Genomic DNA, 24,043 nt, shown 5'->3' with positions numbered 1-24,043 from the left:
GATGAAAATACTGGCAAACAAAAGAATCAAGGCGCTCTTTTCCAGGATCCTAATGTGCATACTTGTGTTCGCGGTTGTTGCAGCAGTCTTTATGAACGTAACAGCTCAAAATACAGCGGTCTCTATTTATCTATCCTCTTTATGCATGGCCGTGGCAATCTTGATTTTCTGCTATGCGTATTTCAAAGAACAGCACGTGATTATTGAAACCGCCGCAGAACAAATTACCGATTATATCGCCGGAGATCCAGACGCCCGTATCCAGTGTGATGAGGAAGGCGAGTTATACAGACTGTTCCAGGAAGTAAATTCTTTGGTTTCCATTTTGAATGCCCACGCTGAAAACGAACTGAGAGCAAAGGAATTCTTGAAGAATACGATAGCGGATATTTCGCATCAGCTTAAAACGCCGCTCGCGGCGCTTAATGTGTATAATGGCATTTTACAGGGTGAAGCTGGGAATTCACAAACGATTCAGAAATTTACAGGTCTTTCGGAACAAGAACTGGAAAGGATAGAAACACTCGTCCAAAACCTTTTGAAAATCGCAAAACTCGATGCCGGAACAATCGTGATAGAAAAGGCTGAAGAAAACGTATCCGAAATGATGGGCGGGATTGAGAGGCACTTTGCATTTCGTGCTATGCAAGAAGAAAAGAAAATGGTTTTATCCGGTGATGAAGATATTTCTCTAATGTGCGACCGTAATTGGCTGATTGAAGCAATCGGCAATATTGTAAAAAACGCTTTTGACCATACCCAGAAAGGAAATGAAATTGATATTGAGTGGAAACAATTTGCGTCTGTGATACAAGTCATCATTAAAGACGATGGAAGCGGTATTCACCCGGAGGATTTGCACCATATTTTCAAAAGGTTCTATCGCAGCCGTTTTTCGAAAGACGCGCAGGGTGTAGGGCTCGGTTTGCCGCTTGCAAAAGCCGTGATTGAAGCGCACAACGGAACGATCGAGGTTGACAGCGAATTAGGTATCGGCACTGCTTTTACAATCAATTTTTTAATCCCTACAAAATTGTAGGATGTGCGTCATCTGACAGTAGGCTTGATGTGATACTCTTTCCATATCAAGGCAGAAAGAGGTAGGTAACCTGTGAATTTATTGGAAGTTCAATCAGTTTCCAAAATCTACGGCAGCGGGGAAGCAGCCGTACACGCATTAAAAAATGTCAGCTTTTCCGTTCCAAAAGGTGAATTTGTTGCAGTCGTCGGAGAATCCGGTTCCGGTAAAAGTACACTGTTGAATATGGTGGGCGCGCTTGATAATCCCACTTCCGGAAAAGTATTTATCGACGGCAAAGATATTTTTGCTATGAAAGGCAGCAGTCTGACAATCTTCCGCCGCAGAAACATCGGGTTTGTTTTTCAGAGCTTTAATCTGATTCCAGAACTGAATGTTGAGCAGAATATTATGTTTCCGGTACTGCTCGACTATCAGAGACCCAATAAAAAGTATCTGGAAGAATTGCTTACTGTGCTCAATTTGAAAGAGCGCCGCAGCCATTTACCCAGTCAGTTATCAGGCGGACAACAGCAGCGTGTGGCGATAGGGCGCGCATTGATTACGCGGCCGTCCCTGATCCTTGCGGACGAGCCGACAGGTAATCTGGACACGCAGAACAGCAGCGAAGTAATTGCTTTGCTGAAAGAAGCCGCAAAGACGTATGAACAAACCATCGTTATGATTACCCATAACCGAAGCATCGCACAGACCGCAGACCGGATCCTGCAGGTCTCCGACGGTGTATTAACTGATTTCGGAAGGTGCCGCGAATGAAAAGCTATCTTAGCCTGATTCCGATTTCCGCAAAGGTACACAGACGGCAGAACCGCATGACGCTTCTTTGCATCATCTTTGCGGTGTTTTTGGTAACGGCAGTTTTTTCCATGGCGGACATGAGCGTCCGAATGGAGACCGCAAGATTGCTGGCAAAGCACGGCAGTCAGGCGCTTGAAAATATGATCGGCAGCGCTGCGGTACAGAATTATTTTCTTCTTGCTGCGGCTCTGTTTGTGCTGATCCTGATTGCAGGAGTGCTGATGATTTCAAGCAGCATTAACAGCAATGTCGCTCAGAGGACAAAATTCTTCGGCATGATGCGCTGTATTGGAATGAGCAGGCAGCAAATAATTCGTTTTGTAAGATTAGAAGCGCTGAACTGGTGTAAAACGGCTATTCCGATCGGCGTTTTACTTGGAATCGGAATCACATGGGCGCTGTGTGGCGTGCTGCGGTATCTTGTCGGGGAAGAGTTTTCCAACATACCGTTATTTGGAATCAGCCTGATCGGAATTGTCAGCGGAATCCTTGTAGGTATTATTACGGTTCTCATTGCCGCCGGTTCTCCTGCAAAACGGGCCGCCAAAGTATCCCCTGTAACAGCGGTATCGGGCAACTCTGAAGCTGCAAACCACGCAAACCATGCGTTGCATACCCGCTTTTTCAAAATTGAAACCGCCCTTGGTATTCACCATGCCGTGTCGAATAAGAAAAACCTGATTCTTATGACAGGTTCTTTCGCGCTCAGCATTATCCTCTTTTTGAGCTTTACGGTTGTGATAGAGTTTGTAGGCTGCATTATGCCGCAGTCGTCGAATACCGCCGACATCAAAATTTCCGGCAGCGATGCTTCAAATTCCGTTGACAGTGCGCTGCTGAATAAGCTTGAGGGTATGGATGGCGTGAAACGTGTTTTTGCCCGCCGTAACCTGTCTGATGTTCCGGCGGAAGTCGGAAAAGACAATTCCCGGTCTGAAAGGATTGACCTGGTTTCCTATAGTAACTTTGACTTGGACTGCCTTACGAAAGACAAACTACTGAAAGAAGGCAGCGATATTGGGAAAGTGTACGGGAACAGCAAGTATGTGCTTGCTGTTTGCGGCAAAAACGATTCTTTGGAAGCGGGAGACGTTCTAAAAGCAAACGGTCAGAAGCTGACCATCGCGGGGACGCTGAAATACAACCCCTTTAGCAGCGACGGCAGTTTGGACGAAAAAATAACGCTCATTACTTCCGACGAAACGTTTACCCGGCTGACCGGCATTTCCGATTATTCGCTCGTGCTGATCCAAACGTCAAAAGACGCTACGAACAAAAATGTGGCCGCCATCCGCGGCGTAGTAAACGAAAACGGTACGCTTTCCGATCTGCGCGACCAGCGCACGGCCAATACCTACATTGCGTTCGTACTGTTTGTATATGCGTTTTTAGCCATTATTACTTTGGTCACGGTATTAAATATTATGAACAGCATTTCCATGAGCGTGTCCGCAAAGATCAAGCAGTACGGAGCCATGCGTGCGGTTGGCATGGATGAACATCAGATAATGAAAATGATAGCTGCCGAAGCGTTTACCTATGCTGTATGCGGTTGTGCCGTCGGCTGTACCGTTGGTCTGCTGGTCAGTAAGCTGTTATATGACTACCTTATTACTGCTCATTATAGCTACGCTGTGTGGAGTATTCCCGCTGTTCCTCTCGTGATCATTCTTCTGTTTGTTATTGCCGCCGCTATCGCTGCGGTCTATGCTCCGGCAAAACGAATTCAGAATATGGCAGTTACCGATACGATTAATGAACTATAAGGCGCTATTGATGTAAATAGTGAAACAGACCTTTGTATTTTCTGCCGGACGGCTGCAAAAAAGCGTCGTCCGGCAGATATATTCCTCTTTTCAAAGAAACGGCGGCTTTGAATTTCAGAGCCGCCCTTTCTTTTGTGCTGGGCAAAAGCAGACGTCGCAGCAACCGCCTACCGCATCGGCGAAAAGCTTATAGACGAGTGGGACGGATGATATACGACTATACGAAAAAAGGCGGCGTTGTTCATACGCAAATCACACTGTCCTCTCATGCCCCAGGTAATGTCAAGAGATGTTCGGGTATGATAACTTTTGCGGTAATATTTTCCGACATTAAACCGGAAAGGTTTAAGATAGTTTAATAAGTTGTATGTCCCAAACGAACATGATTGATATGGAAAACTTGAGTTTGTTTTTGATTGTCAACTATATGATACCCGGCGTAGCCGTCCGTCACCAGAAAGCCGGTAAAGTCTTTCAGGAAAGCGGCCGCGTGCTTCCCACTGCGGTCCGGCTGATATTCAAAGTATCGGATCGGCGGCCGCCGCGGTCATTGCTGGCGTAAACCCACATCCGCGATTTCGAAGCGGCCGGCTTACCGTCTTCTTTCAGCACCTGCATCACGGTCTCAATCCGCATGAACGGCCCGGTTGTTCAAAAGGCTCTTTATTTATTTGCCGGTACAGAGGCTTCGGTCATGTCTGTGACGTTGGCACAAGCTTCCCACTGCATTTGTCGCATCTGGTAAGCCCCTGGCAGTATTATCAATAAAGGACAATGGCTGACAACCACTTATAAAGTGACAGTCAGCTATTTTAGTCGTCTAAAAAATGATGCTATGCAGAACCGGCTTATCTGAATACAACCACCTCTACAAACAGTATACCACTATTCTGAGTATTTTAAGTTATATATGATTGAACCCTCAAATCCGCAGAAAAGAAGGTGTGCATCTATGAAAAACGGGAGTCTTGAATTTCTCATTCAAAACTCCCGCAGCCCGCATAAATACTGGCTTTATGGGCCATGCAACTATGATTGGGCAATTGTCTTGGAGCGGGAAACGGGATTCGAACCCGCGACATTCAGCTTGGGAAGCTGACGCTCTACCACTGAACTACTCCCGCATGCAAAATATTTTATCATATTGTATCAGGATTTTCAAGTGTTTTTTTGACTCAGTAAATCTAAAAACAGTTTTTCCTCCGCCGTTGTTACGCTCCCCACAGAAACCAGAACATATCGTCCTTTCTGGGAAATTAAAACATTCTTCAAGGCGTTGTACTGGGTTGGATTCAGACTCTTAAATCCCGAGGCCTTTGCACTGATGTGCGCATGAATGGCCTGCTGCAGCTGATCGTATTTTGACGTATCAGTCAGAAGAAAGCATGCAAGTTCCGATGCGCTTTCACTGGATTTGCTCATATACAGCGAACTTGCCTCAACAACGCCGTCCGGTATGTCATAATGCTTTGAGATTTGTCCGGGTTCTACTTTGACCAGGTCTTCCGGCTCCAATTCTTTCATGATTCTCTGAGTAATCTGGTCCGGCGAATATCTTGCGTAATTCTCCCGAATATGATGAACCATCAAAAAAGCACCGGTCAGGATCGCAATGGTAAAAATCAAAGTGACAACGGTGAAAATAATCCACTTTTTTCTGCTCTGTTCCGCTTTCTCCATCCTGGTGCCTCCTTTCCGGCCTTTGCTAATAATCGCCATTGTATTTTACATTATTTTCAAGGTTAAATAATTACATATAAGAAAATATAGAATCAGGATTGCCTCTGATCGGTTACTTGCACTTTACATAAACCTGTTTTTTATTTTAATATTGTAGAATTTCGATGTTGATTATTCAACACTTTCCACCTTGTTTTCAACAATTTCCATCTTACAGCGGCAGCAAAACCCCAGTCTTTCAACAATCGGGGCAAACATGTTGAAAAAAACCGGTTGAAACAAAAACTTACGCTTCTGTTAACATAATATAAAATTATGGAAAGGAGGCTGTTCCATCAGCAATTTGCGACAGCAAAATACACAAATAAACAACCGGAAAAGTAAGAAAATGCGCCTTAAAACGGCTATCAAAGCCTGATTAAGACGCATTTTTTGCTCAATTTTGGGATGAGCCCATTTTGCAACAGTCCAGTTCTGCCGTTTTTTAGAATTGCCTGTACATTTCCTTTTTCGCCCCGCAAATCGGGCACCGGTCCGGCGCTCCGTCCAGAACCGTGTGGCCGCAGACAGGGCAAACGTAAACAGCCTTCAATTCCATGTCTCTTCCTTCTTTTGCCGCGTTCTGGGCGTCTTGGAAGAGCTTTGCGTGGACTTTCTCCGCTTCCAGTGCAAAATGAAAAGAGCGTTTTGCTTCGGGTTCGTTTTGAAACTCCGCAGCATTCAGATATACCGGATACATCTGTTCCACTTCATGAAGTTCGCCGTTAATTGCTCCCTGAAGATTCTCCGCCGTTCTGCCGGTCCCGAAAACCCCGCCGGCCGCGACAGTGGAATCGGATGTCGAACCGCCGAGCACCTTAAAATGGTTGCCTGCATGAACCCGTTCCGCATAGGCGATCGCCGTAAACAACTTTGCGATTTTGGGGAAACCTTCTTTTTCGGCCATATCGCCCCAAATCAGGTAGCGCATGTGCGCCATGCTTTCTCCGCCATAGGCGGAGCGAAGATAGTCCGCAGTCATTGCATTCTGTACTGCCATCCTGTCATAACCTCCTGAAATAATAATGGTACCGGTATTATTCGAAGTTTTTGCTTTAATCATTCGCCGTTTTAGAATTCCTTTTAAAACTCCGCTTTCCAAAGACCATGCAGATTGCAGTACTCATAAACCGTTCCGCTTTCCGCGTCTTCAAAATCGGCAACCGGCTGCATACCAGGCTGCAGGTATTTAATCTCCACCCTTTCGCCTGAAACCAGCGCAATCCACTCAATGTGATGCTCCGGCAACATCGGATGCAGCGTGGATCCCACGGCAACCCTGATTCTGCCGTTTTCCCTTGTCACAACCGGCACATGCTTTTCCTGAGCGGCATCCGTACTGTTCGCCACCAGCTTCGTCATATCCTGACCGCAGCACACGAGCGTTCCGCCGCCGTCTTTCACCTTAACAACAATATTTCCGCATCTTTCGCAACGATAAAAATCTGCATTTGACATAATGATCTCTCCTTCAAATTAATTTAAATTTTATTCAAACGCCACAACAGCGTTTTTATTTTTGATACGGGGCAAAACGGTCTCAAGAACACGGAAGCAGTGATTCAGTTCCTTCTGCTCCAGATAAGCGACCGCAAGGTCCTGCCCTATGACAAGATCCATATTAGCCGGCTCAGAGCAAACCAGAACCGCCTTGCCGCTGCCCAGAGCAGCCGACTGGTACACCTTTCCGTCCAGCATCTTTTTGATTCGGTCGATTTCCAGCAGGCCGGTTCCCGGCTGTATCCGCTGAAGATCGAGATAAAGGTCGGGGCTGAGAGACAAGGCATAGGTGCCGTAAATCTCTTTTGCCGCCATGCTCTCGATTCCTGCGGCGATGTCCGTAAAAGCGTTCTCGCCGGTCTTCCACTCGGACCTTTTTCTCTTCTGAATTCCGGAAGCGGTCAGTAAGCCTTCATAGCCCAAATCGCCGTTCCCGAAATAAATGAATTTGTCCTCCATCCGGGCGCATGCCTGCGCGGCATGCACCGCTCCGGTCAGATCGGCCTGATAACCGAGGCGCGCGCTGTTTTCGAGGTCTCTCGCCGCCAGGGTAAAGTCCTGATAAAGGGCGGGGATTTCCATGTATTTTCTGGCTTTCGTCGTAATAAAGCCGTTATTGGCAACTTCGCCGACTTGTCCCGCGCTGTCGATCGAAATGCTTTCCACACCAACGCCGAGCGGTCCAAAGACAGGAAGAAAACGCCGACCGGTTAATGTCTTTCTGGCGGACTCCAACACCGCCGTATCGATTTTTCGCCACAGCTCCGCAGATAGTGCGGAGCTCTCTCTTGACAGGTAACTCATCCTCATTCCTCCTTTCGTGATTTTTTATTCCAACAGGTTTCCAACGGTTGATTGATCCGCCGCGTGCCGGGTCTCCCCACCGGAAATTCCAAGGTCCTCCAGCAGTTCCCTGACCTCCGATTCCCCGGAGGCAAACAGCTCCGCTTCCTTCGGATCGAGTGTTCTCAAAAGCGTCATCAGTTCTCCGACATGGGCTTTTTCCTCATCCCTGATATCCGCGATTACGGTCTTGGCCGTTTCGTTGTCCGTCGCCTGAACATGTGCATCGTAAAGGTAGATTGCTTCCAATTCTCCGGCAATATCCAAACGGATTGCCTGAATCAGTTCCTCCTGGCTCATTTTTCGTTCAACATTGCCTGAAAACGGATTTGTAAATGCCGGCATTTGAATCAACCTCCAATTAAATAATAATCATTCTTAATTTATGAATTTATCTTATCATAACCTCTTCCAATTTGCAAGGCCTTTACAAAAAAATAATAAAAATTATTATTTTTTACAGCAGGGGTATTTCTTCCTCCAGAGCGCAATCGCTTAATCCACCACCACTCCCTGAATTCCTCCGGCACAGGAGCTTTAGAACCGTCTCATCCACGCTGGTTAAATGTAGTCGGATTTCTTTTCCAAAGGATGCTCCTTCAAGAAAATCAGTAAAGCACCGACTCGCAAACCCTGAAAAAGTCATTGCAAAAAGCCGGAGCAGCCAGTACCCTTTGGGTACGGTTGTTCCGGCCTTTTGCTGGATTTCGACTTTTCAATATTTATCTGCATTCAAAGCGAAAAATTGTGGCGGAATGGAAACGTTGGCCCGGTACCAGGTTCCGGTAAGGAAAATCCGGCCGATGAGGCGAATCCGGAAAATACTGTGTTTCCAGACAGACTGCATGGTGCGGCTGATATTTAATTCCTCCGAATCCAACCGTACCCGGGGCAAAGCTGTTCGCCGTATATACCTGAATGCCGGGAAGATCGGTCATGACCAGCATGACTCTTCCGCTTTGAGGGTCAAAAAGCTCCGCGGCTTTTTTAATTCCCTCCGGGCCGTTCAGAGCATAATTCACATCGTATCCCCCGCACAGGACAAGAAACGGATCGGGCTCGCCGATCTGAGAACCGATCGGAACGGCGGAGCGAAAGTCAAACGGCGTCCCTTCGACCGGAAGAAGCCTTCCCGTTGGAATCAGACCGCCGTCCGCTTCCGTCATTGCGTCCGAAAACACCCGCAGCTCCATGCCGAGAACATCCTTTGCAGCATTCCCCGTGATGTTAAAATAGGAATGGTTTGTCAGATTCAGCGGCGTCTCAGCGTCCGTTTCGGCACGGTAGTCAATCCGAAGCGAACGATCCTCTGTCAGAGTGTAGGTGACTTCCGCGCGCAAATTGCCCGGGAATCCTCCGTCGCCGTCCGGGCTCAGGAGCGAGAAGGTTACAGACGGCTCGCCGCCGTCCGTGGTCTCCTTTACCTGCCACAGGCGGTTCTGGAACCCGGCCGCCGAACTGTGAAGCGTGTTGTTCCCCTCGTTTTTGGCAAGATGATAAGACTTCCCGCCGACGGTGAACTCCCCGCCCGCGATCCGGTTGGCAAAGCGGCCGATGACGGCGCCCTGCACATCGCCGGGAGCCTCATACTCCGCCAGCGAATCGTGCCCCAGAACCACGTTTTCAAAAACCCCGTCACGGTTCGGGACCGTCAGACGGACGATGCGGCACCCATAATTCAAGAACTCGCCCGTCATCCCGTTTTTGCTTTTCAAGCTTACCTTTTCAACGGGACGTCCGTTGGAAAGTCTGCCAAATTCCAGCTTTTCCATCACTGTACTCCTCCCGCGATTCATTGAATCTGTATTTATACGCCCAGCAAAGCGGCGCCGAGAATTCCCGCGTCGTTGCCGAGCTGCGCCCTGCAGATGAGGGTTTGATGCTGAGCGTTTCGCGCGTAGTTTTCGTCGGCGACCGCTTTGCGAAGGGGAACCATCAGCGACTCCCCTTCGTTGCTGATTCCTCCGCCGATGCAAAGAATATCCGGCTGGAAGATATTAATGCAGTTTGCAAGGCCGCACGCAAGATAAAATATGTATTCATCCACAACTTCTTTTCCGGTCGGGTCACCGGCCCTCATGCCCTCGAACGCGGTCCTGCCGTCCACATTTTCCAGAGTGCCGGCCAGCTTCCACAGCAGGGATTCCCGATCCTTTTGCATGGCCTCCCTCGTCATGGCGATCAGGCCGGTGGCGGAAGCATAAGATTCCCAGCAGCCCTTGCGTCCGCAGGTGCAGGGCCTTCCGTTCGCCACGATCACGGTATGTCCGATTTCGCCGCCCGCGAAATTGCTGCCCGCGTAGATTTTTCCGTCAATGATAATGCCGCTGCCGACCCCGGTGCCGAGCGTGATTGCAAGCGCGTTATTGGCCCCTTTCAGGGCGCCCGCCCTGTACTCGCCGAACGCCGCCGCGTTGGCGTCGTTTTCCAGAATCACATCCCGATTCAGCCGTTCGGACAGAAGCTTTTTGAGTTCAAGATTTTCAAAGAAAAGGTTATTGGAGTATTCAACCACTCCGCTTTCCCGATTGACCGTGCCCGGCGTTCCGATTCCCACATAAGGAATATCATTTAAGGTCAGCCGCGCGTTTTTCAGCGCTTCCAAAGCGGTTAAAGCAAGCTGTTCGGTGATTTCCTGCGGCGTGCAGGGTACGGATGTCTTTCTTTTTGCCCTTGCCGCAATCCGGTAATCTTCATCAACCACACCGGCTGCAATATTTGTTCCCCCAAGGTCAATCCCAAGATAATGCATAAGAGATATCCTTCCTTTTTCCCCGTGATATTTATCAGTATAGCATTTCTTGTAGAGCAATGTAAATACGATTGATACGAATTCAAAAAATAAAATCATTCGCGTAAAAGCTGTGATATAATGGTACAATAAACTTAGTAAATTGAAAATGGTGAAAAAGACATGACATTGAAAGCTCTTCCGCCAAACATGAAAAATGAGTTTACCCAGGAATATTGGAATCAGCTGCAAAGGAAACGCTTTACGCTGTTTTTAAAGCGCACCGGAGACATCCTGGCGTCTCTTTTCATCCTTTTGATATTTTCGCCTGTTTTGCTCCTTTTGGCAATCGCGGTCAAGCTTGACTCGCCCGGCCCTGTTTTTTACCGCCAAGTCCGGGTCGGCCGCTACAATCGGGACTTCAGAATTTATAAATTTCGCACCATGGTACAAAACGCGGACAAAATCGGCCCCGCCGTTACCACCGGTGAAGACGCGCGCATTACACGAATCGGCAAGCTGATCCGCAAATGCAGGCTGGATGAATTTTCGCAACTGATCAATGTTCTAAACGGAACCATGAGCCTAGTCGGCCCCAGGCCGGAAGTCCGGCGTTATGTGGACGCCTACAGCCCCGAAGGGATGGCGACGCTTCTGGTTCGTCCCGGGATTACGGCTCCTTCCAGCATTGCCTTTAAGGACGAAGACAGGCTTCTGGTTGCTTCCGGCGATCCGGACCGGATCTATATTGAACAAATCCTGCCGCCGAAAACTGAACTGAATTTGGAATATATACGCAAAGTCAGCGTTTGGGGTGACATAAAAATTATGGTTCAAACCGTTGCAGCGGTAATTTGAGCCATATTTTCAGGGCGATTCACATATGATTGGGTAGAACAGCGGGGGATGAAATGTTGTTTTACCATACGGGAAAGGCCCTGAAAACAGTTTTACTCCTTTTTCTGGCGGTTGTCCTTCTGACCGCTTCCGCCGGCTATGTCCATCAGTCGGTTCCTACACAGATTCAAGAAAAAAAGAAGCGGATTACATTAAATATGTCGAATTCAACGTTTCGTATCTTGCCTTGAAAAAGGCGATGAATCTGGATATTAAATCCCATGAACAAGGCGGGAGCCTCAGCTGGATTCAGATTCTAGCCTATCTGGGGGCAAAATACGGCGGGAATTTCACCCGCTATAAAAGCTCCGACATGGATGCTTTCGTTGAAAAGCTGCAGACTGCCGGCATTGATGAAATCACCAAGGATATGAAATACTATCATTACTATTTGGAAGCCTATACGGCGGTGCTGGGCGGACTTCTCGGAAAATACCGGGAAAACGGTGAGGAAAAATACGGTCTGATCGGTTATTCGCCGATTGCGAAGACATTTCCTTACTCGGAATGTGATGATTTCGGGGTGCGGCGCACCTATGGATACTCACGGCCCCACCTGGGTCACGATATGATGGCGGCGACCGGAACACCGGTCATCGCGGTAGAATCCGGGATCGTGGAAGCGCTTGGATGGAATCAGTACGGCGGCTGGAGAATCGGGATTCGCTCCTTTGACACCAAACGGTACTATTACTATGCGCATCTTCGACAAAACCGCCCGTATGCTGCCGGTCTTGGCGTCGGCCAGACCGTCAAGGCGGGCGATGTGATCGGGTATGTCGGCCGTACGGGATATAGTTCCAAGGAAAATGTGAATAATATCAAAGTCAGCCATCTGCATTTCGGGCTTCAGCTGGTTTTCGACGAAAGTCAGAAGGAATGCAACAATGAGATCTGGGTGGACGTTTACGCCTTGACAAAACTGCTCCGGCAGCATCAGTCGGAGGTTTACCGTGTCGCGGAGACAAAAGAATACTTCCGTGTCAAAGATATTGAAATCGAATCATAAATATAAGATTTGATTTGCTTTTGCCGCCGAGCTATGGTATAATAACTCCTGCTAAAAACTGAGCCGCTGTGGTGGAAACGACGGACACAGAGGACTTAAAATTTGTTCAGTCCATTGTCGCTTGAAATCTGCAAACCCGCATGGCTATTTAGTTTTTTAAGGTTCAAAACAGCTTTTCGCTTCGCATCCCCTACTTGCATCCCTTAATTTTCCGAAGTGATGAAATTCAGGGAAGTTAAAATTAAATTTGCCGCCATGGTGAAATTGGCAAACACAAAGGACTTAAAATCCGTTCAGTCCATTATCGCTTGAAATCTGCAAGCCCGCATGGCTATTGAATTTTTTCAAGAACAAAATCTGTTTTTTCTTTCGCATCCCTTACTTGCATCCCTTGAATTTAGGAATTTCAAAATTAAAGATTTGCCGCTGTGGTGAAATTGGCAGACACAAGGGACTTAAAATCCCTCGGTAGCAATACCGTACCAGTTCAAGTCTGGTCAGCGGCACCATTACGAATGACCCTCGAGTGGTCATAACGACAAAAGCAGGCTGATGATATGTCAGTCTGCTTTTCTTTCATTATTAGGTTTAATTTATTAAAAAATATTTTGAGATTGCCCTTATATCAAAAGTTTATGATAATATATTTATATCGTTTACTTGCACAAATAAATTATAAATCTAAATAATGTTGCCCTTTTCAGTGCAATGCTTATCCTTTTTGGAGGTATATGTGGAGGCATATTTTTTGCCTGCTAAACTTTCCAAAGGGTGAAAAGTGTGACTAGTGAAGAATTCAGAAGCAACCCGTTGTTTCTGAGAAATCAATTCAAGAGTGATGGGATCTTTGAAATGCCAATTATTCGTCGGCAAAACATTGACCTCAAAGATGTCCAACTGATTGGTTATGACCAAATTAAACCCGGCGATAAAGCTAATGAACAAAGTTTTGTCCACTTTTTTTGGATGATTACAAATTTGAAGTCGTCTGGAATGATCCTGAGCCGCGTCTTGAAAAACTTAGTCAGTACAAAGGTGTATTGTCACCTCAATTTAGCGCCTATTATACCATGCCGGTATCGTTGCAAATTTACAACACATTCCGTTCGAGGTGGTGCGGTGCATATTTACAGTCTAAAGGATTTACGGTAATCCCTACTGTGTATTGGGGACAACCTCAAAGCTATTGGTATTGTTTTGATGGAATCAAAAGGAACTCCGTTGTTGCACTTTCTACATTAGGTGTAAAAAAAAGAAAAGGATTTTTTTCTACAAGGCTACAACGAAATGCTCCGACGTATTGAGCCGAAAGCAATTATTTGCTACTGTGATCCGTTCCCCGAAATGAAGGGCCATGTTATCAAGGTTGATTACTCCAAAACTAACAATCTGCCACATAAAAAGACTTTTTACGGGTTTGTGGATAATAGCTGTTACAAAGCAGGATCGACACAGTTGCTTGAGGAACCAAAAGAAGTCAACGGACATTATGTAATTAAAACAGGCGGATATGTTATCACATCCGGATTCGGCGGAGGAGGGGGAAGCGGAAATATTGGCGAAAGAGAACAAAATAGTAAGCCAAGTCTTAGAAAAGTCGATAATAAAACTGCTGACCGTATTGCAAAATCCAAGGGATATAAAGATGCACACGATCTCAAAGAAGATTATGTTGGTAAAAGCAACATATCAAAATTCGATATTAAAGTCGATAATAATACTGGTCAGTGTTATTTGGAAGGCAAACAAACCGGAATTAAAGTTTCAATTGAATAAGGAGTATGTGATAAATGGAAAGTGAAAAAACTTGTGTGATGGTAGATTTTTGGATTGTCGGAGATAAATTTGATATCGATCAGGTATCACTACAATTAGGTTTAACTCCCACAGAGACCCGCCGAAAAGAAGATTTTAAAATTCCGGAATTTGCAGAAACAGAATGGTGCATCTCGACGGGATATGAAGAATCCCAAAATGTTATGATCCAATTCCAAAAAATAATGGATCTTCTCAAAGAGAAAGAAATAGCGATTAACTCTATTTTGACAGAGAACAATCTAAAGTGTGGTTTTGGAATAGTAGCTAAAATATATGATAGTGAAAGCCCCCTTATGGAATTCTCACGCGCCTGTATCCAATTTGCTGCAAAAATCAACGCCGAAATCAACTTTGATATTTATCCCTATTAAAAGGTTGAGCAATTTACCATTTGTCGGAGGGTATAACCAATGAAGAATATTTGTCCTGTATGCAAATATGACGGACTGCTAAATCCCCCTTATGATAATCGTGGCGTAGGTTCTGATGAAGTTTGTCCCTGCTGCGGATTTCAATTTGGGTGCGACGACTTTCTAAATAAAGATGAATCTATTGCAATCTGGCGTAAACACTGGATTAGTTTAGGGTGTAAATGGTTTTCAGGAAAAACACTGCCGTCCATTGACTGGAATGCAGAAGAACAGATGAAAAGATAACTGCTTTACTTTTAATGTAATATCCGTTTGCCTGATGCCGAAAACCTTTATTTTATACGGGTTCCCGAGTTTGTCGTTATGAACACTCGCACCAGTATAGAATCTCTCCAAGCCCAGTATTCATGCGGGTTTGGAGACTTTTTTGTTCTTCTGCGTTTCACTGAATTTACAGAATTTGTTAATTTTTTCTGTAAGGGATGTGTAAGGGATGGAGCACCGGGAAAAACATTCAGGATCGCATTGGCGGAGGAAACCTTAGAATCGAAACTCAGGTGCGTGTAGATATTAGCGGTTGTGCTGATGTTGCTGTGTCCCAACCACTCCTGAATTTCTTTGAGGCTTACCCCGTGAGCATACAGCAGACTCGCGCAGCTGTGGCGGAGATCGTGAAAACGAATCCTGCGCATATGGTTTTTCTCCAGAACTCGGGGAAAGTGGTCCGTAAGATATGCCGGTTTAATCCGTTCTCCAATTTCATTTACATAAATGTACTCAAGATATTTTTTGCAGTAGGAGCTGCCGCATAATTTCCGGTCCGTTTCCTGCCTCTGCTTCAGTTCTTTCAGTACCTTTTCAAAAGGAGCTACTAGAGGCAATGTTCTGCAGCTGGATTTCGTTTTGGTGCGGTCGCGCGCAATCGTCAGAAATTTACCGTCGATGCTGACTTCCGTAACGGTATGGCGAATCGTAAAGGTTTTCTGGATAAAATCAACGGAATCCCATTTCAATCCGACGATTTCACTCCTGCGCAAACCATAGAACGCGCCCAGAAGAACCGCCAGTTCAATCAGCGTTCCCTTGACAACCTGAAACAGCTTTGCCAACTCTTCTTCATTGTAGATGTTCCCTTCGAACGGCTGTTTTTTGGGACGCTGCACGCGGTCGGCGGGATTGGATGGAATCATTCCCGTCACAAAAGCATACTGTAAAGCCTTTCGGATGTTGGCATGATAATGAATGACCGTGTTTGCGGAAACTCCTTTGTCGTTCAGCTCGTACTGATAGAAATCCTGAATATGTTTTGGCTTTACGTCCCGAAGCAGAAGTTTCTTTTCCTTGAAATACGGAATAATATGGTTTTTCACAACATAGGCATACGACCCATAGGTAGTGAGTTCCACACTGTTCTTCATCATATCAAGCCAGTTTAACAGAAAATCCGAAAACAGAATGTCTTTGTTTTCACCTACCGATTTCTGCTCAAACTTTTTCCGCTCCGCCTGTAGCATGCTTTCCGCCCGTTTTTTATTTCCCTTGACCGGAAGCCCCGTGAATCATGTTGATGTTTTCGGCGGTAACGGAAACGTCAAGGTAGGCGTCGATGGCGTGCCGGATCTCCTTGGATAAATCCGTTCCATTTTTCGCCGCCAGCTTTTCCAGTGCCTTGATGGTATCGATCGGCAAATGGAGCGTTTTGCGCTCCGTTTTACACTCTTCTTCTTTCAAACAGGGCCTCCTTTGACTGCCTTTACAAGCGGATCTGTTCGGGATGGATTGTTTTCTCCCATAGACAGCGAAAAGCAGCCTTAAAAAATGAGACTGCTTTTCTTCCATTTAAATTGAGTTTCTGTGTTATTCTTCCGTGTGCTTTGCAAGCTCTGTGTCTATATCCCGGCCTCCGTACAGAATGCGGATAATGTTGACAATTTTCTTTTCAAGATCAGGGATATAGAACACGCAGTAGTTGTCCACTGGCATGATGCGCAGGCCTCGGTTCAGCCACGGCTTTTCGCTGTATCGGCGGAAACGCTCCGGCATATGGTCCAGCGACAAAATATTCTTTTCAAGCCGTGACAGCTGTCCCTCTGCATTCTGAAAAGATTGCAGTCCAAAGGAAATATATTCGAAAATTTCCCTCAGATCTGAATTTGCCTGTTCGGAGATTTTCACCGAATAGCTCATACTCCGTAATCCTTTCGGATATCTTCAAACACAGTACCAGCCGCTTTTGTACGACCGGCAGCTACATCCGCATAGCCCTTTTCCAATTCGGTATCCAGTTGTTCTTTTGTAAGTTTACTGAGGTCGGGAACCCGACTTGCAGGAAGTTTCATTTCAAAGGGAATCCCACGCTGTAAAATTATTTGCTTATAAAACATGTTGATGGCGTTTGATACCGGAATCCCCAGTGCAGACAGGATTGATTCAGCCTGTTCTTTTACATCAGGCTCAATCCGGGCATATAGATTCGACGTCTTTGCCATTGGTTCATCGCTCCTTTCGCGCTCATCGGCAACAATCTTCTTTTATATTATATGCAAATGTCCGCACAATAGCAATACAAAATGAAAAATTACAAAGTATGACGCAAATCATACTGAAAATATAAAATCATACCTGAGAAAAGATGTTGAAAGCTCTGCTTTCAAGCTGTAAACGCGCCGGAAGTATGACGGCTATTCCTGCCTTAACTCCAGAATTTCAGATTTTGGCATTAAGTTGCCCCTGCCGGTAACCCGGCAGGGGCTTGTCGCTTCGCTCCCTGAAAAAGCGAAAACGGAAGTGTTCGTATTGTGGTTATAGATAAAAGATAACGAAAGGGATTCCAAGTTAATATTAATGGATATTGAAAATACTGGTCTGCTATACCTATCCTCCTGCTGCCTAATATTTTCCAATAAATGCTTGCATGAAACTGGTAGAAAAAAGAAACAGAAATGATATAATGTTAATAATAAATACAATGCTTTATAATAACTATTAGAACTGATATTTTATCTGCTTACTTCGGGAAGACGCTGGAATTAACAACTTCAATTAACTTTTTTCCATGGGTTATAAATTTCTTGCTAGTCAGTGGAACGGCGAATTAGAATCAGACTGACTAAAATAGAACAATAAATAAAAAAGAGGGAAGAAATGAATAGAAAGAGACAATTATCTATTACACTTATGGCGCTCACCTTATTGCTCCTTTTGGTTGGATGCCAAACGAACAAAAGCCCAGTGGGAAATTCACCGGTTTCAATGAAAACTGTTACACAAAACAGTAAAGGGGATCTTGCGACTTTTGAATTCGGAGTACCAGAAGGTTGGGCTTCCGGTCCACATTATAATTTATCCGTTGTTGCGTGTCCTAAGGATGCGGCTGAGAAAAAGTTTGAAGCAGAGGAAGATTCCTTGCCTTTTACAGTGAGTATTGGAAATTACTATTATTCAGCATCGGCGATAACTGAGGAAGACAAACAAATGTATAAAGATTTGTTTGCCGGAAAAACCAATGCTTATGAAAAGCACATGAAAAAATCATTTGACAATGCTGCGAATATACTAAGTTCAGATCAATCGAGTAAGGTGAATCCGCCAAAAATTGATTTCAATTATCAACATTATGATGGCACTCACGGCAAAATAACGGAAGTTCAGTATTCCTATACCTATGGGGGCAAAAAACATCATATTATACAATGCTATCGAGAGGACATTCCTTATTTAGTTACCGGAGCATTTGATGATTCCGTAGATTTGTCTTCTGGAAAGATTGCGCTATGGGTCGCTGATTCCTTGAAGGTAACGGAACACTTTACTGTTAAAGATAACAAGATACAAAAGGAGGGCTGAAATCAGTATTCTTTTTGAGACTGAGAGGAAAATTACATGAGGAAAAAAACGAAAATAGCCATTGCTTTGATATGGCAAGGGTTTATAGCTTTGATTTCGCCCATTTGGATAGGCTTTATCTATATGTTTATTACAGGTCACGGAAAAGGGTATTCATATGATTTAAGAAGTGAAACGGATATTTCTATCATGATTGGTGCAATAGCTCTAATATTTTTGCTCGTGGCCACTTTACCTGTTTCTATATGGTTAGGGAATACATTCTATCACAAGGAAAAATGGATGTGGGTAATTCCCATTTTATTATTTGTTGTATTGTTTGCTATAGCAGTCATGCTAATTGGATTTAATAACTTTTTAAGTATGTTTGGCCTCTAATAACTGAAACTTTCACTATTGACAATTAAATTATAACAAAAAACAGCCTTCAGTAATGCGAATAGCTGAAGACTGTTTTTTTATAGAGTTTTGTACTAAGAAAGCTGTGTCATAATTTAATTATTATATTTGTTAAAAATTTTATACCATTCAGCACAATCTTTCCCATAATCGTTTGGCATGTCTGAAAGCGAATTGTATTTAGTGAAAACCATTGCGATTTGATCCATCGAATACTTTACAAAATTGTCTTGATATCCCAAAGTTGAAAGAGATTCATATATTAGTGTTAAGGTGGCACATTTAATATTGAAAGTGTCATTATCTTTCAATTTATACCAAATAGTTTTCAGATCATCAAGATTCTCACCGTTATATTTTCTCTCATCAGAAATTATTCCTTGATCGACAGCAAAATTAATTGCTTTAATAGCCGTGGCTGCAAATATTTGGGACAATCCAGTACTGCAATCGTGTCTATATGGAATTGGAATCTGCGGGGCGGGAACAATTAGCTGTTGTGCTGGGGACAATTTCATCCATTCAGCGAGCGCAGCGTCATAGTTATATGATCCCATTACGACCCCATCTGCAACATCATCTGCAAACCATACGAAGCGTTGCTCTCTAAAAATTACCGTTTGCAACAAGGCTTTTTGCATAGAAAACTGATTGCAAATATTAGTAATGACATTGTCGTACTTTAATACGTTACTTAATGCTTCTTCGCTGGAATGCCACTTTCCAAGTTTATGCAACCAATCAATGTCACTTTCCACTTGTGCCGATAATTCTTTTTCTAAAGCTTCGTGATTTGATTCATTGAAAGGCCTATTTAGTTTTTTCAAAATGACAATGGCCTGACTGGATAAACCTTTATAGGCAGCTTCGACGGATGACTTACTGTAAAATTTCAAGGCTTGTGTTTGCAGAGGATCGTTGAAAATATAATTGTTATCATCATATCCCACTAGCAGTAAACAATGTTCCGGTGCAATCCATTGGATTGGTCTACCGTTGAAAGTCCACGTGGAACCAATATATGGTGGATTCATATACATCGTAGCCCACATAATTACTGGAATATCTTCGTCAATGTATTGGGAGCACAATGTTTCCAAGGATACACTATTTAATATATCAGCCTCATAGCCTTTACCGGATAACACTCGATCTAAAGCTTTCTTAATCACTGGCGAGTAACATCCATATGAGTGGGACGATCTGGGATCTCCGCCAAATGTGAGATTTGGATCAAATGGTATAGTGGATTTATCCAGATAAGTATCAATAAATGTATCCACCGAGGTATTAATCCCCGCGTAATTAAGTGCCATGACGGCAGTCACACTTTCACATCCGGTGGGATAATCCCCCAATTGTGAAATAAATGGCGCCTGAATAATTTTATAATTTCCTGTAGGCGTAGTAGGTGTTGTATTTATTCCATTCTCTTCAAAAACTCGGATCTCGATACCACTGATATTTTTACCCGCTATACCAGCGTAGTAGCCGTTGGTATCCAGTGTTCCACCTAAATCGTATTTGCTTTGAACGCTCCGCATCCACTCAGGATCGGCATTACTTACCCAAGGCAGCCAATTTCCGTCCACATAAGCCCTAAGCATGACAACAACACCGGTTGTTAATTTTACACCATCACTTCTATAGACATGGAGTCCTACTCTCTGAATTGGCTTTCCTGCTGAACCTGCGTAATCGTTTTCTGTGCTGGCAACTTCCGGATAATAGGAAGACTGGCCGGAATTCCATGTTTGATATTTAATATAATATTGTTTATTCGGGTTGGTTTGTATTTTTATTCCATCGATGTGTGCTGACATCACGCTTTTGTCAAAGGAATGCCAGTTTGAAATGCTGTCGTACATATAACTTAAGGATGGCGTGGTTTCTGTTCCGGGCAAATCTTCTATAGGAGTAAGATTTGTGTCGCCTTTAAATGCCCGAATTTCGATACCACTGATATTTTTACCCGATGCACCCGCATAAGAGGCATCTAGATCCAATGTTCCACCCAGGTTATACTGAGTTTGAACGCCACGCATCCACACGGGGTCAGCGTTACTGACCCAAGGCAGCCACCTTCCATCAACCAAAGCCCTATACATTACGACAATGCCGGAAGTCAATTTTGTACCATCATTTTGATAAGCGTGGATACTTAACCTCTGGATTGGTTTTCCTGCTGAACCCGCATAATCATTCCCCGTACTTGATACTTCAGGATAGTACGTATCACGACCGGAATTTAGAGTTTTATAAAGCAGATAAAAGGGCTGAGCCGAGTCTGTCTGAATTCTGATTCCGTCAATATGTGGTGCAGTTACACTTCCATTGAAGCCGTTCCAATTATCGTTACTGTCAGCCATATAACTTAATGATAGACTGAGTTCGTCTCCTGAGAAATCATCTGTTCCGGCGTTCAGGGAATCATCTTCAAAAATACGTATTTCAATGCCGCTTATATCTTCATTTGCTTCACCAGCAAATGAACCGCCCGTGTCCAACGTACCGCCTAAACTGTATTTGTTCTGTACGTTTCTCATCCATTCTGGATCAGCGTTGCTCACCCAAGGCAGCCACTCGCCATTTACGTAGGCACGGTACATAACAATAACACCGGAAACCAATTTTGTGCCATCGTTCTTATATGCCTGAATGTTTAATCTCTGAATCGGCTTCCCCGCAGAGCCTGCATAATCATTGTCGGTACTCTTGACAGCCGGATAATAAGAGGACTGACCGGAGTTCCACGTTTTATATAAGAGATAATAAGGTTTGTTTGTAGTTTGCATTTTGATCCCATCAATATGGGATGCGACTGTGCTTCTTTCAAAAGAATTCCAATTTGAAGTACTATCAGCCATATAACTTAGGAGTGCTGTTGCTTCCCCTCCGGAAAAATCTCCAATTGCTCCTTCTTCATAAACACGGATTTCAATACCACTGATATTTTTGCCTGATTTACCGGCATAAGAATCATCAGTGTCCAGAGTACCGCCCAAATTATACTTGTTTTGTACGCTTCGCATCCATTCAGGATCAGCATTGCTTACCCAAGGCAGCCATTCTCCATCAACAAATGCCCGATACATTACAACGATACCTGCTGACAGTTTTGTGCCATCATTTTGGTATGCCTGTATTTGGAGCCGTTGGACAGGTTTGCCTGACGAGCCGGCATAATCATCTACATTACTTTTTACATAAGGATAATAATCTGTTTTCCCCTGATTCCATGTCCGATACTGTAAATAATAGGAACTGTTTGAGCTTGTCTGAATTTTGATGCCATCCATAGAGCTTTGTACTTGGTCATTAATGGTCTTCCATGTACCGCTGCTCAAGTAGGAAATCTGGACATTGGATGCTGCTTGCACCGTAGATATGGACTTTTGACTCATTGAACCTACCTCCTATGAATTGTTTGCCTAAGTTTATTTGGCTGTTGTTTGACTTCCAAACAAATTGATCTCCTTTCACTTATCCCGTAGAAATCAAGAAAAATCGCCTTGAAGAGGGCAATTTTTTCAAAATAAGTGATAATATTTTATATGCGTCTATTAATCATAACAGCACCTTGTGGAGACCTTTCTGTTTCTAACGCCATCTCCATAGAAGTATAAAAGGGGCTGTTGCAAAATAGTGCATAAAAAATACACCTTGATTGGGCTCAAAGAGCCGTTTCAAGGCGCATTTTCTTTTTATAGAGACTGTTTCTTGTGCAGTTTGCTATTGCAAATTCGTTTTGCTGCAGTCCTTCCTAATAATATTTAGTTACCGTTCTAAGTCCTCATCCTCGGTATCCATTCCGCTATATGCCACATTTTCCGTCACATCCGTACTTAAATCGTCCACAGGGAACAGCACGACGCGGGAATTGACGATTTCCATCAGCATTTCCACCCGCCTGCGGAGTGCAAAGCACAAGGCGTCGCGCCGTGCTTCGTCAATGAACAGAGAACCGTTCAGGATTTCATGGAATTCCTCGTCGATACCTTTTAGGGCCGACAAGTCAAGCCAGTCAAACGACGATACAAGCCTGATTTGTTCCTCATGGTCGGCCTTAAACGGCTTGCACGGAACCTTCGCACCGGGGGAAATAAGCGCCGTGGGCTTTGCAAACCAAAGGGAAGATCCGCTATCGTAAATCGGGGCGGCTCCAAGCCATTCCAGTGTTTCCGCGTTTCTGATCGCTCCAAAATTGTTCTGGTGACGGTCCTCGTTGGCAATGATGTAATCCAGCACCATCATCCGGTCAAGGGAATCCTTTACGTAGGGAATTACAAGTGCCTCACAGCAGTCAAGATAGTGCTGATATACGGAAACATGATTCTGCTTCTTCTGCGTCTGCATAATGTACCAAGCCGGAACCAACTCTGTCTGCGGAGTAATAAAGTCCTCGCAGACACTGTACGGATAATCATCCTGCAACATCAGTGTGTAAGGGACATGGGGAATCCCAAGTCTGTCCATGATATGGCTTGCCAGAACCTCGTTGTATGGCTCCTGCTGCGTCGCACCGCTGCCGCCTTTAATCAGGCATCGCTTTCCGTCAAGGATCGCCCATTTCTTTTTCAACCAGCCGTCCGAGGTATTGTCAGGAGACATCAGGCTGATTTTGTCACTGGACGAACCCTTTCCGAACAGGATATTGCCAATATCGTCGGCGAAGGCATGATCGAAAAAGTTTATGTCTTTCCACTCAATCCCCGACTTCTTGGGGCATATCCAGTACTGATCCGATAAACTGAGGCCCAGGCATTTATCCAAAAGCTGCTGTGTCGTGGACACATTCAGTTTCAGCAGTGCGTGGCGTATCCCGTCGCGGCTTGCCGGAATCGCGCGGCCTTTCCACCATTCGTTCAGGGCTGCACGGTCAATTTCCCCCTTTTTCACTGGAATGCCAACGGGGATATGCGCTTCCTCATGAGCGGAGCCTATGGCGGAGATGGAACCGGAAGCAGTGTCAAGCTCCAAATCGACAACAGGTATGTTTTTGTGCATCAGAACATATTGCTGATGCAACTTGTCCGCCATCTTCACCAACTCCTTTTTCATTCTGATTATATTATTATACTGAAATTATTCTGCGAATTCAATGCTATTCAGGGGACAAAAGATCTGTTTTTTTAGCGTTCATAGCGATAATTCATCTTCACTATCTTGTTCCTCAGCCGGGTCTTCCGCCGCGTCCCTTTCAAACTCGGCTTGCAGTTCTGACTCGCGCTGGCGATCCAGATCATTCGGTGTCCGGCCTTTCCTCATTTCGGTCAGGTCCAAATTGAAATCCTTTAGATGAGGCCG

General features: G+C 44.8%; 27 protein-coding genes and 2 tRNA genes. 12 read left to right on the top strand and 17 right to left on the bottom strand.

Annotation, left to right across the window (positions count from 1 at the left end; all coding sequences use genetic code 11):
* Position 1: 1 nt before the first annotated feature.
* The 3 genes from HCR03_RS18110 to HCR03_RS18100 all read left to right on the top strand — a co-directional run bounded on the left by HCR03_RS18110 (position 2) and on the right by HCR03_RS18100 (position 3,603).
* Positions 2-1,039, top strand: coding sequence for a sensor histidine kinase (locus tag HCR03_RS18110; RefSeq protein WP_066645201.1), 1,038 nt, complete (start codon positions 2-4; stop codon positions 1,037-1,039).
* Between the two features lie 72 nt (positions 1,040-1,111).
* Positions 1,112-1,795 carry an ABC transporter ATP-binding protein gene (locus HCR03_RS18105; protein WP_066645165.1) on the top strand — a complete coding sequence of 228 codons (684 nt, stop codon included), beginning with the start codon at positions 1,112-1,114 and terminating at the stop codon, positions 1,793-1,795.
* Positions 1,792-3,603 (top strand): ABC transporter permease, encoded by a 1,812-nt coding sequence (locus HCR03_RS18100; RefSeq protein WP_187035777.1) that lies wholly within the window; start codon positions 1,792-1,794, stop codon positions 3,601-3,603. Before HCR03_RS18105 ends, HCR03_RS18100 begins: the two co-directional genes overlap by 4 nt.
* A 355-nt stretch (positions 3,604-3,958) precedes the next feature.
* On the opposite strand, the gene HCR03_RS20720 is transcribed toward HCR03_RS18100, so the two are convergent.
* From HCR03_RS20720 to HCR03_RS18050, 10 genes are all read right to left on the bottom strand, one after another.
* Entirely contained in the window at positions 3,959-4,135 is a 177-nt protein-coding gene (locus HCR03_RS20720) for an IS66 family transposase (protein ID WP_083210059.1), read from the bottom strand.
* Complete coding sequence (locus tag HCR03_RS18090) at positions 4,078-4,239, bottom strand: hypothetical protein (RefSeq protein WP_175391702.1); 162 nt, start codon at positions 4,237-4,239, stop codon at positions 4,078-4,080. Before HCR03_RS18090 ends, HCR03_RS20720 begins: the two co-directional genes overlap by 58 nt.
* 413 nt (positions 4,240-4,652) lie before the next feature.
* Positions 4,653-4,727, bottom strand: a tRNA-Gly gene (locus tag HCR03_RS18085).
* A 34-nt stretch (positions 4,728-4,761) separates the two neighbouring features.
* A complete protein-coding gene (locus HCR03_RS18080) occupies positions 4,762-5,283 on the bottom strand; it encodes a DUF4358 domain-containing protein (RefSeq protein WP_066645163.1) in 522 nt (173 codons plus the stop codon).
* A 484-nt stretch (positions 5,284-5,767) separates the two neighbouring features.
* Complete coding sequence (locus HCR03_RS18075; protein ID WP_187035775.1) at positions 5,768-6,322, bottom strand: rubrerythrin family protein; 555 nt, start codon at positions 6,320-6,322, stop codon at positions 5,768-5,770.
* Positions 6,323-6,405: 83 nt separating this feature from the next.
* The gene (locus HCR03_RS18070) at positions 6,406-6,783 is read right to left on the bottom strand and encodes a desulfoferrodoxin family protein (RefSeq protein ID WP_407926883.1); all 378 of its coding nucleotides are present in this window, start codon (positions 6,781-6,783) and stop codon (positions 6,406-6,408) included.
* A gap of 27 nt (positions 6,784-6,810) precedes the next feature.
* The gene (locus HCR03_RS18065; protein ID WP_156991173.1) at positions 6,811-7,626 is read right to left on the bottom strand and encodes a family 1 encapsulin nanocompartment shell protein; all 816 of its coding nucleotides are present in this window, start codon (positions 7,624-7,626) and stop codon (positions 6,811-6,813) included.
* 24 nt (positions 7,627-7,650) lie between these two features.
* Positions 7,651-8,010, bottom strand: coding sequence for a demethoxyubiquinone hydroxylase family protein (locus HCR03_RS18060; protein ID WP_187035773.1), 360 nt, complete (start codon positions 8,008-8,010; stop codon positions 7,651-7,653).
* 377 nt (positions 8,011-8,387) lie between these two features.
* The gene (locus HCR03_RS18055) at positions 8,388-9,437 is read right to left on the bottom strand and encodes an aldose epimerase family protein (protein ID WP_187035771.1); all 1,050 of its coding nucleotides are present in this window, start codon (positions 9,435-9,437) and stop codon (positions 8,388-8,390) included.
* Positions 9,438-9,472: 35 nt separating this feature from the next.
* Positions 9,473-10,417 carry an ROK family protein gene (locus HCR03_RS18050; RefSeq protein WP_066645151.1) on the bottom strand — a complete coding sequence of 315 codons (945 nt, stop codon included), beginning with the start codon at positions 10,415-10,417 and terminating at the stop codon, positions 9,473-9,475.
* 162 nt (positions 10,418-10,579) lie between these two features.
* On the opposite strand from HCR03_RS18050, the gene HCR03_RS18045 reads away from it, so the two are divergent.
* The 7 genes from HCR03_RS18045 (at position 10,580) to HCR03_RS18015 (ending at position 14,776) form a co-directional block, all read left to right on the top strand.
* Positions 10,580-11,254 (top strand): sugar transferase, encoded by a 675-nt coding sequence (locus HCR03_RS18045; RefSeq protein ID WP_066645149.1) that lies wholly within the window; start codon positions 10,580-10,582, stop codon positions 11,252-11,254.
* A gap of 238 nt (positions 11,255-11,492) precedes the next feature.
* Entirely contained in the window at positions 11,493-12,302 is an 810-nt protein-coding gene (locus tag HCR03_RS18040; protein WP_187035769.1) for a M23 family metallopeptidase, read from the top strand.
* 422 nt (positions 12,303-12,724) lie between these two features.
* Positions 12,725-12,811 (top strand) — tRNA-Leu (locus HCR03_RS18035).
* Positions 12,812-13,264: 453 nt separating this feature from the next.
* Positions 13,265-13,606 (top strand): DUF4417 domain-containing protein, encoded by a 342-nt coding sequence (locus HCR03_RS20715; protein ID WP_187035767.1) that lies wholly within the window; start codon positions 13,265-13,267, stop codon positions 13,604-13,606.
* Entirely contained in the window at positions 13,590-14,078 is a 489-nt protein-coding gene (locus tag HCR03_RS18025) for a hypothetical protein (RefSeq protein WP_187035765.1), read from the top strand. Before HCR03_RS20715 ends, HCR03_RS18025 begins: the two co-directional genes overlap by 17 nt.
* Before the next feature lie 14 nt (positions 14,079-14,092).
* Positions 14,093-14,491: a DUF4279 domain-containing protein gene (locus HCR03_RS18020; protein ID WP_187035764.1), complete on the top strand. Its 399-nt coding sequence runs from the start codon at positions 14,093-14,095 to the stop codon at positions 14,489-14,491.
* A gap of 39 nt (positions 14,492-14,530) precedes the next feature.
* Positions 14,531-14,776: a hypothetical protein gene (locus HCR03_RS18015; RefSeq protein ID WP_187035762.1), complete on the top strand. Its 246-nt coding sequence runs from the start codon at positions 14,531-14,533 to the stop codon at positions 14,774-14,776.
* A gap of 47 nt (positions 14,777-14,823) precedes the next feature.
* On the opposite strand, the gene HCR03_RS18010 is transcribed toward HCR03_RS18015, so the two are convergent.
* The 4 genes from HCR03_RS18010 to HCR03_RS17995 form a co-directional block, all read right to left on the bottom strand.
* Positions 14,824-16,005, bottom strand: coding sequence for a tyrosine-type recombinase/integrase (locus HCR03_RS18010; RefSeq protein ID WP_187035760.1), 1,182 nt, complete (start codon positions 16,003-16,005; stop codon positions 14,824-14,826).
* A 16-nt stretch (positions 16,006-16,021) separates the two neighbouring features.
* Positions 16,022-16,222 (bottom strand): ribbon-helix-helix domain-containing protein, encoded by a 201-nt coding sequence (locus HCR03_RS18005; RefSeq protein WP_187035758.1) that lies wholly within the window; start codon positions 16,220-16,222, stop codon positions 16,022-16,024.
* A gap of 126 nt (positions 16,223-16,348) precedes the next feature.
* On the bottom strand, positions 16,349-16,678 hold the full coding sequence (locus HCR03_RS18000) for a type II toxin-antitoxin system RelE/ParE family toxin (RefSeq protein ID WP_187035756.1): 330 nt from the start codon (positions 16,676-16,678) through the stop codon (positions 16,349-16,351).
* Entirely contained in the window at positions 16,675-16,980 is a 306-nt protein-coding gene (locus HCR03_RS17995; protein WP_187035754.1) for a type II toxin-antitoxin system RelB/DinJ family antitoxin, read from the bottom strand. Before HCR03_RS17995 ends, HCR03_RS18000 begins: the two co-directional genes overlap by 4 nt.
* A 655-nt stretch (positions 16,981-17,635) precedes the next feature.
* Between HCR03_RS17995 and HCR03_RS17990 the strand changes: the two genes are divergently transcribed.
* A complete protein-coding gene (locus HCR03_RS17990; protein ID WP_187035752.1) occupies positions 17,636-18,337 on the top strand; it encodes a hypothetical protein in 702 nt (233 codons plus the stop codon).
* Positions 18,338-18,373: 36 nt separating this feature from the next.
* Complete coding sequence (locus HCR03_RS17985; protein ID WP_187035750.1) at positions 18,374-18,715, top strand: hypothetical protein; 342 nt, start codon at positions 18,374-18,376, stop codon at positions 18,713-18,715.
* A 116-nt stretch (positions 18,716-18,831) separates the two neighbouring features.
* Here HCR03_RS17985 and HCR03_RS17980 read toward each other — a convergent pair whose 3' ends face one another.
* The 3 genes from HCR03_RS17980 to HCR03_RS19925 all read right to left on the bottom strand — a co-directional run bounded on the left by HCR03_RS17980 (position 18,832) and on the right by HCR03_RS19925 (position 24,019).
* Positions 18,832-22,140, bottom strand: a complete 3,309-nt coding sequence (locus HCR03_RS17980) for a C39 family peptidase (protein ID WP_187035748.1) — start codon at positions 22,138-22,140, stop codon at positions 18,832-18,834.
* 373 nt (positions 22,141-22,513) lie between these two features.
* The gene (locus HCR03_RS17975; RefSeq protein WP_187035746.1) at positions 22,514-23,776 is read right to left on the bottom strand and encodes a HipA domain-containing protein; all 1,263 of its coding nucleotides are present in this window, start codon (positions 23,774-23,776) and stop codon (positions 22,514-22,516) included.
* A gap of 99 nt (positions 23,777-23,875) precedes the next feature.
* On the bottom strand, positions 23,876-24,019 hold the full coding sequence (locus tag HCR03_RS19925; RefSeq protein ID WP_228725015.1) for a hypothetical protein: 144 nt from the start codon (positions 24,017-24,019) through the stop codon (positions 23,876-23,878).
* Positions 24,020-24,043: the final 24 nt, after the last annotated feature.

It is taken from the genome of Caproicibacter fermentans (assembly GCF_014303955.1).
Lineage (GTDB): Bacteria > Bacillota > Clostridia > Oscillospirales > Acutalibacteraceae > Caproicibacter > Caproicibacter fermentans.
This window is presented reverse-complemented; position numbering and strand designations above follow the sequence as displayed.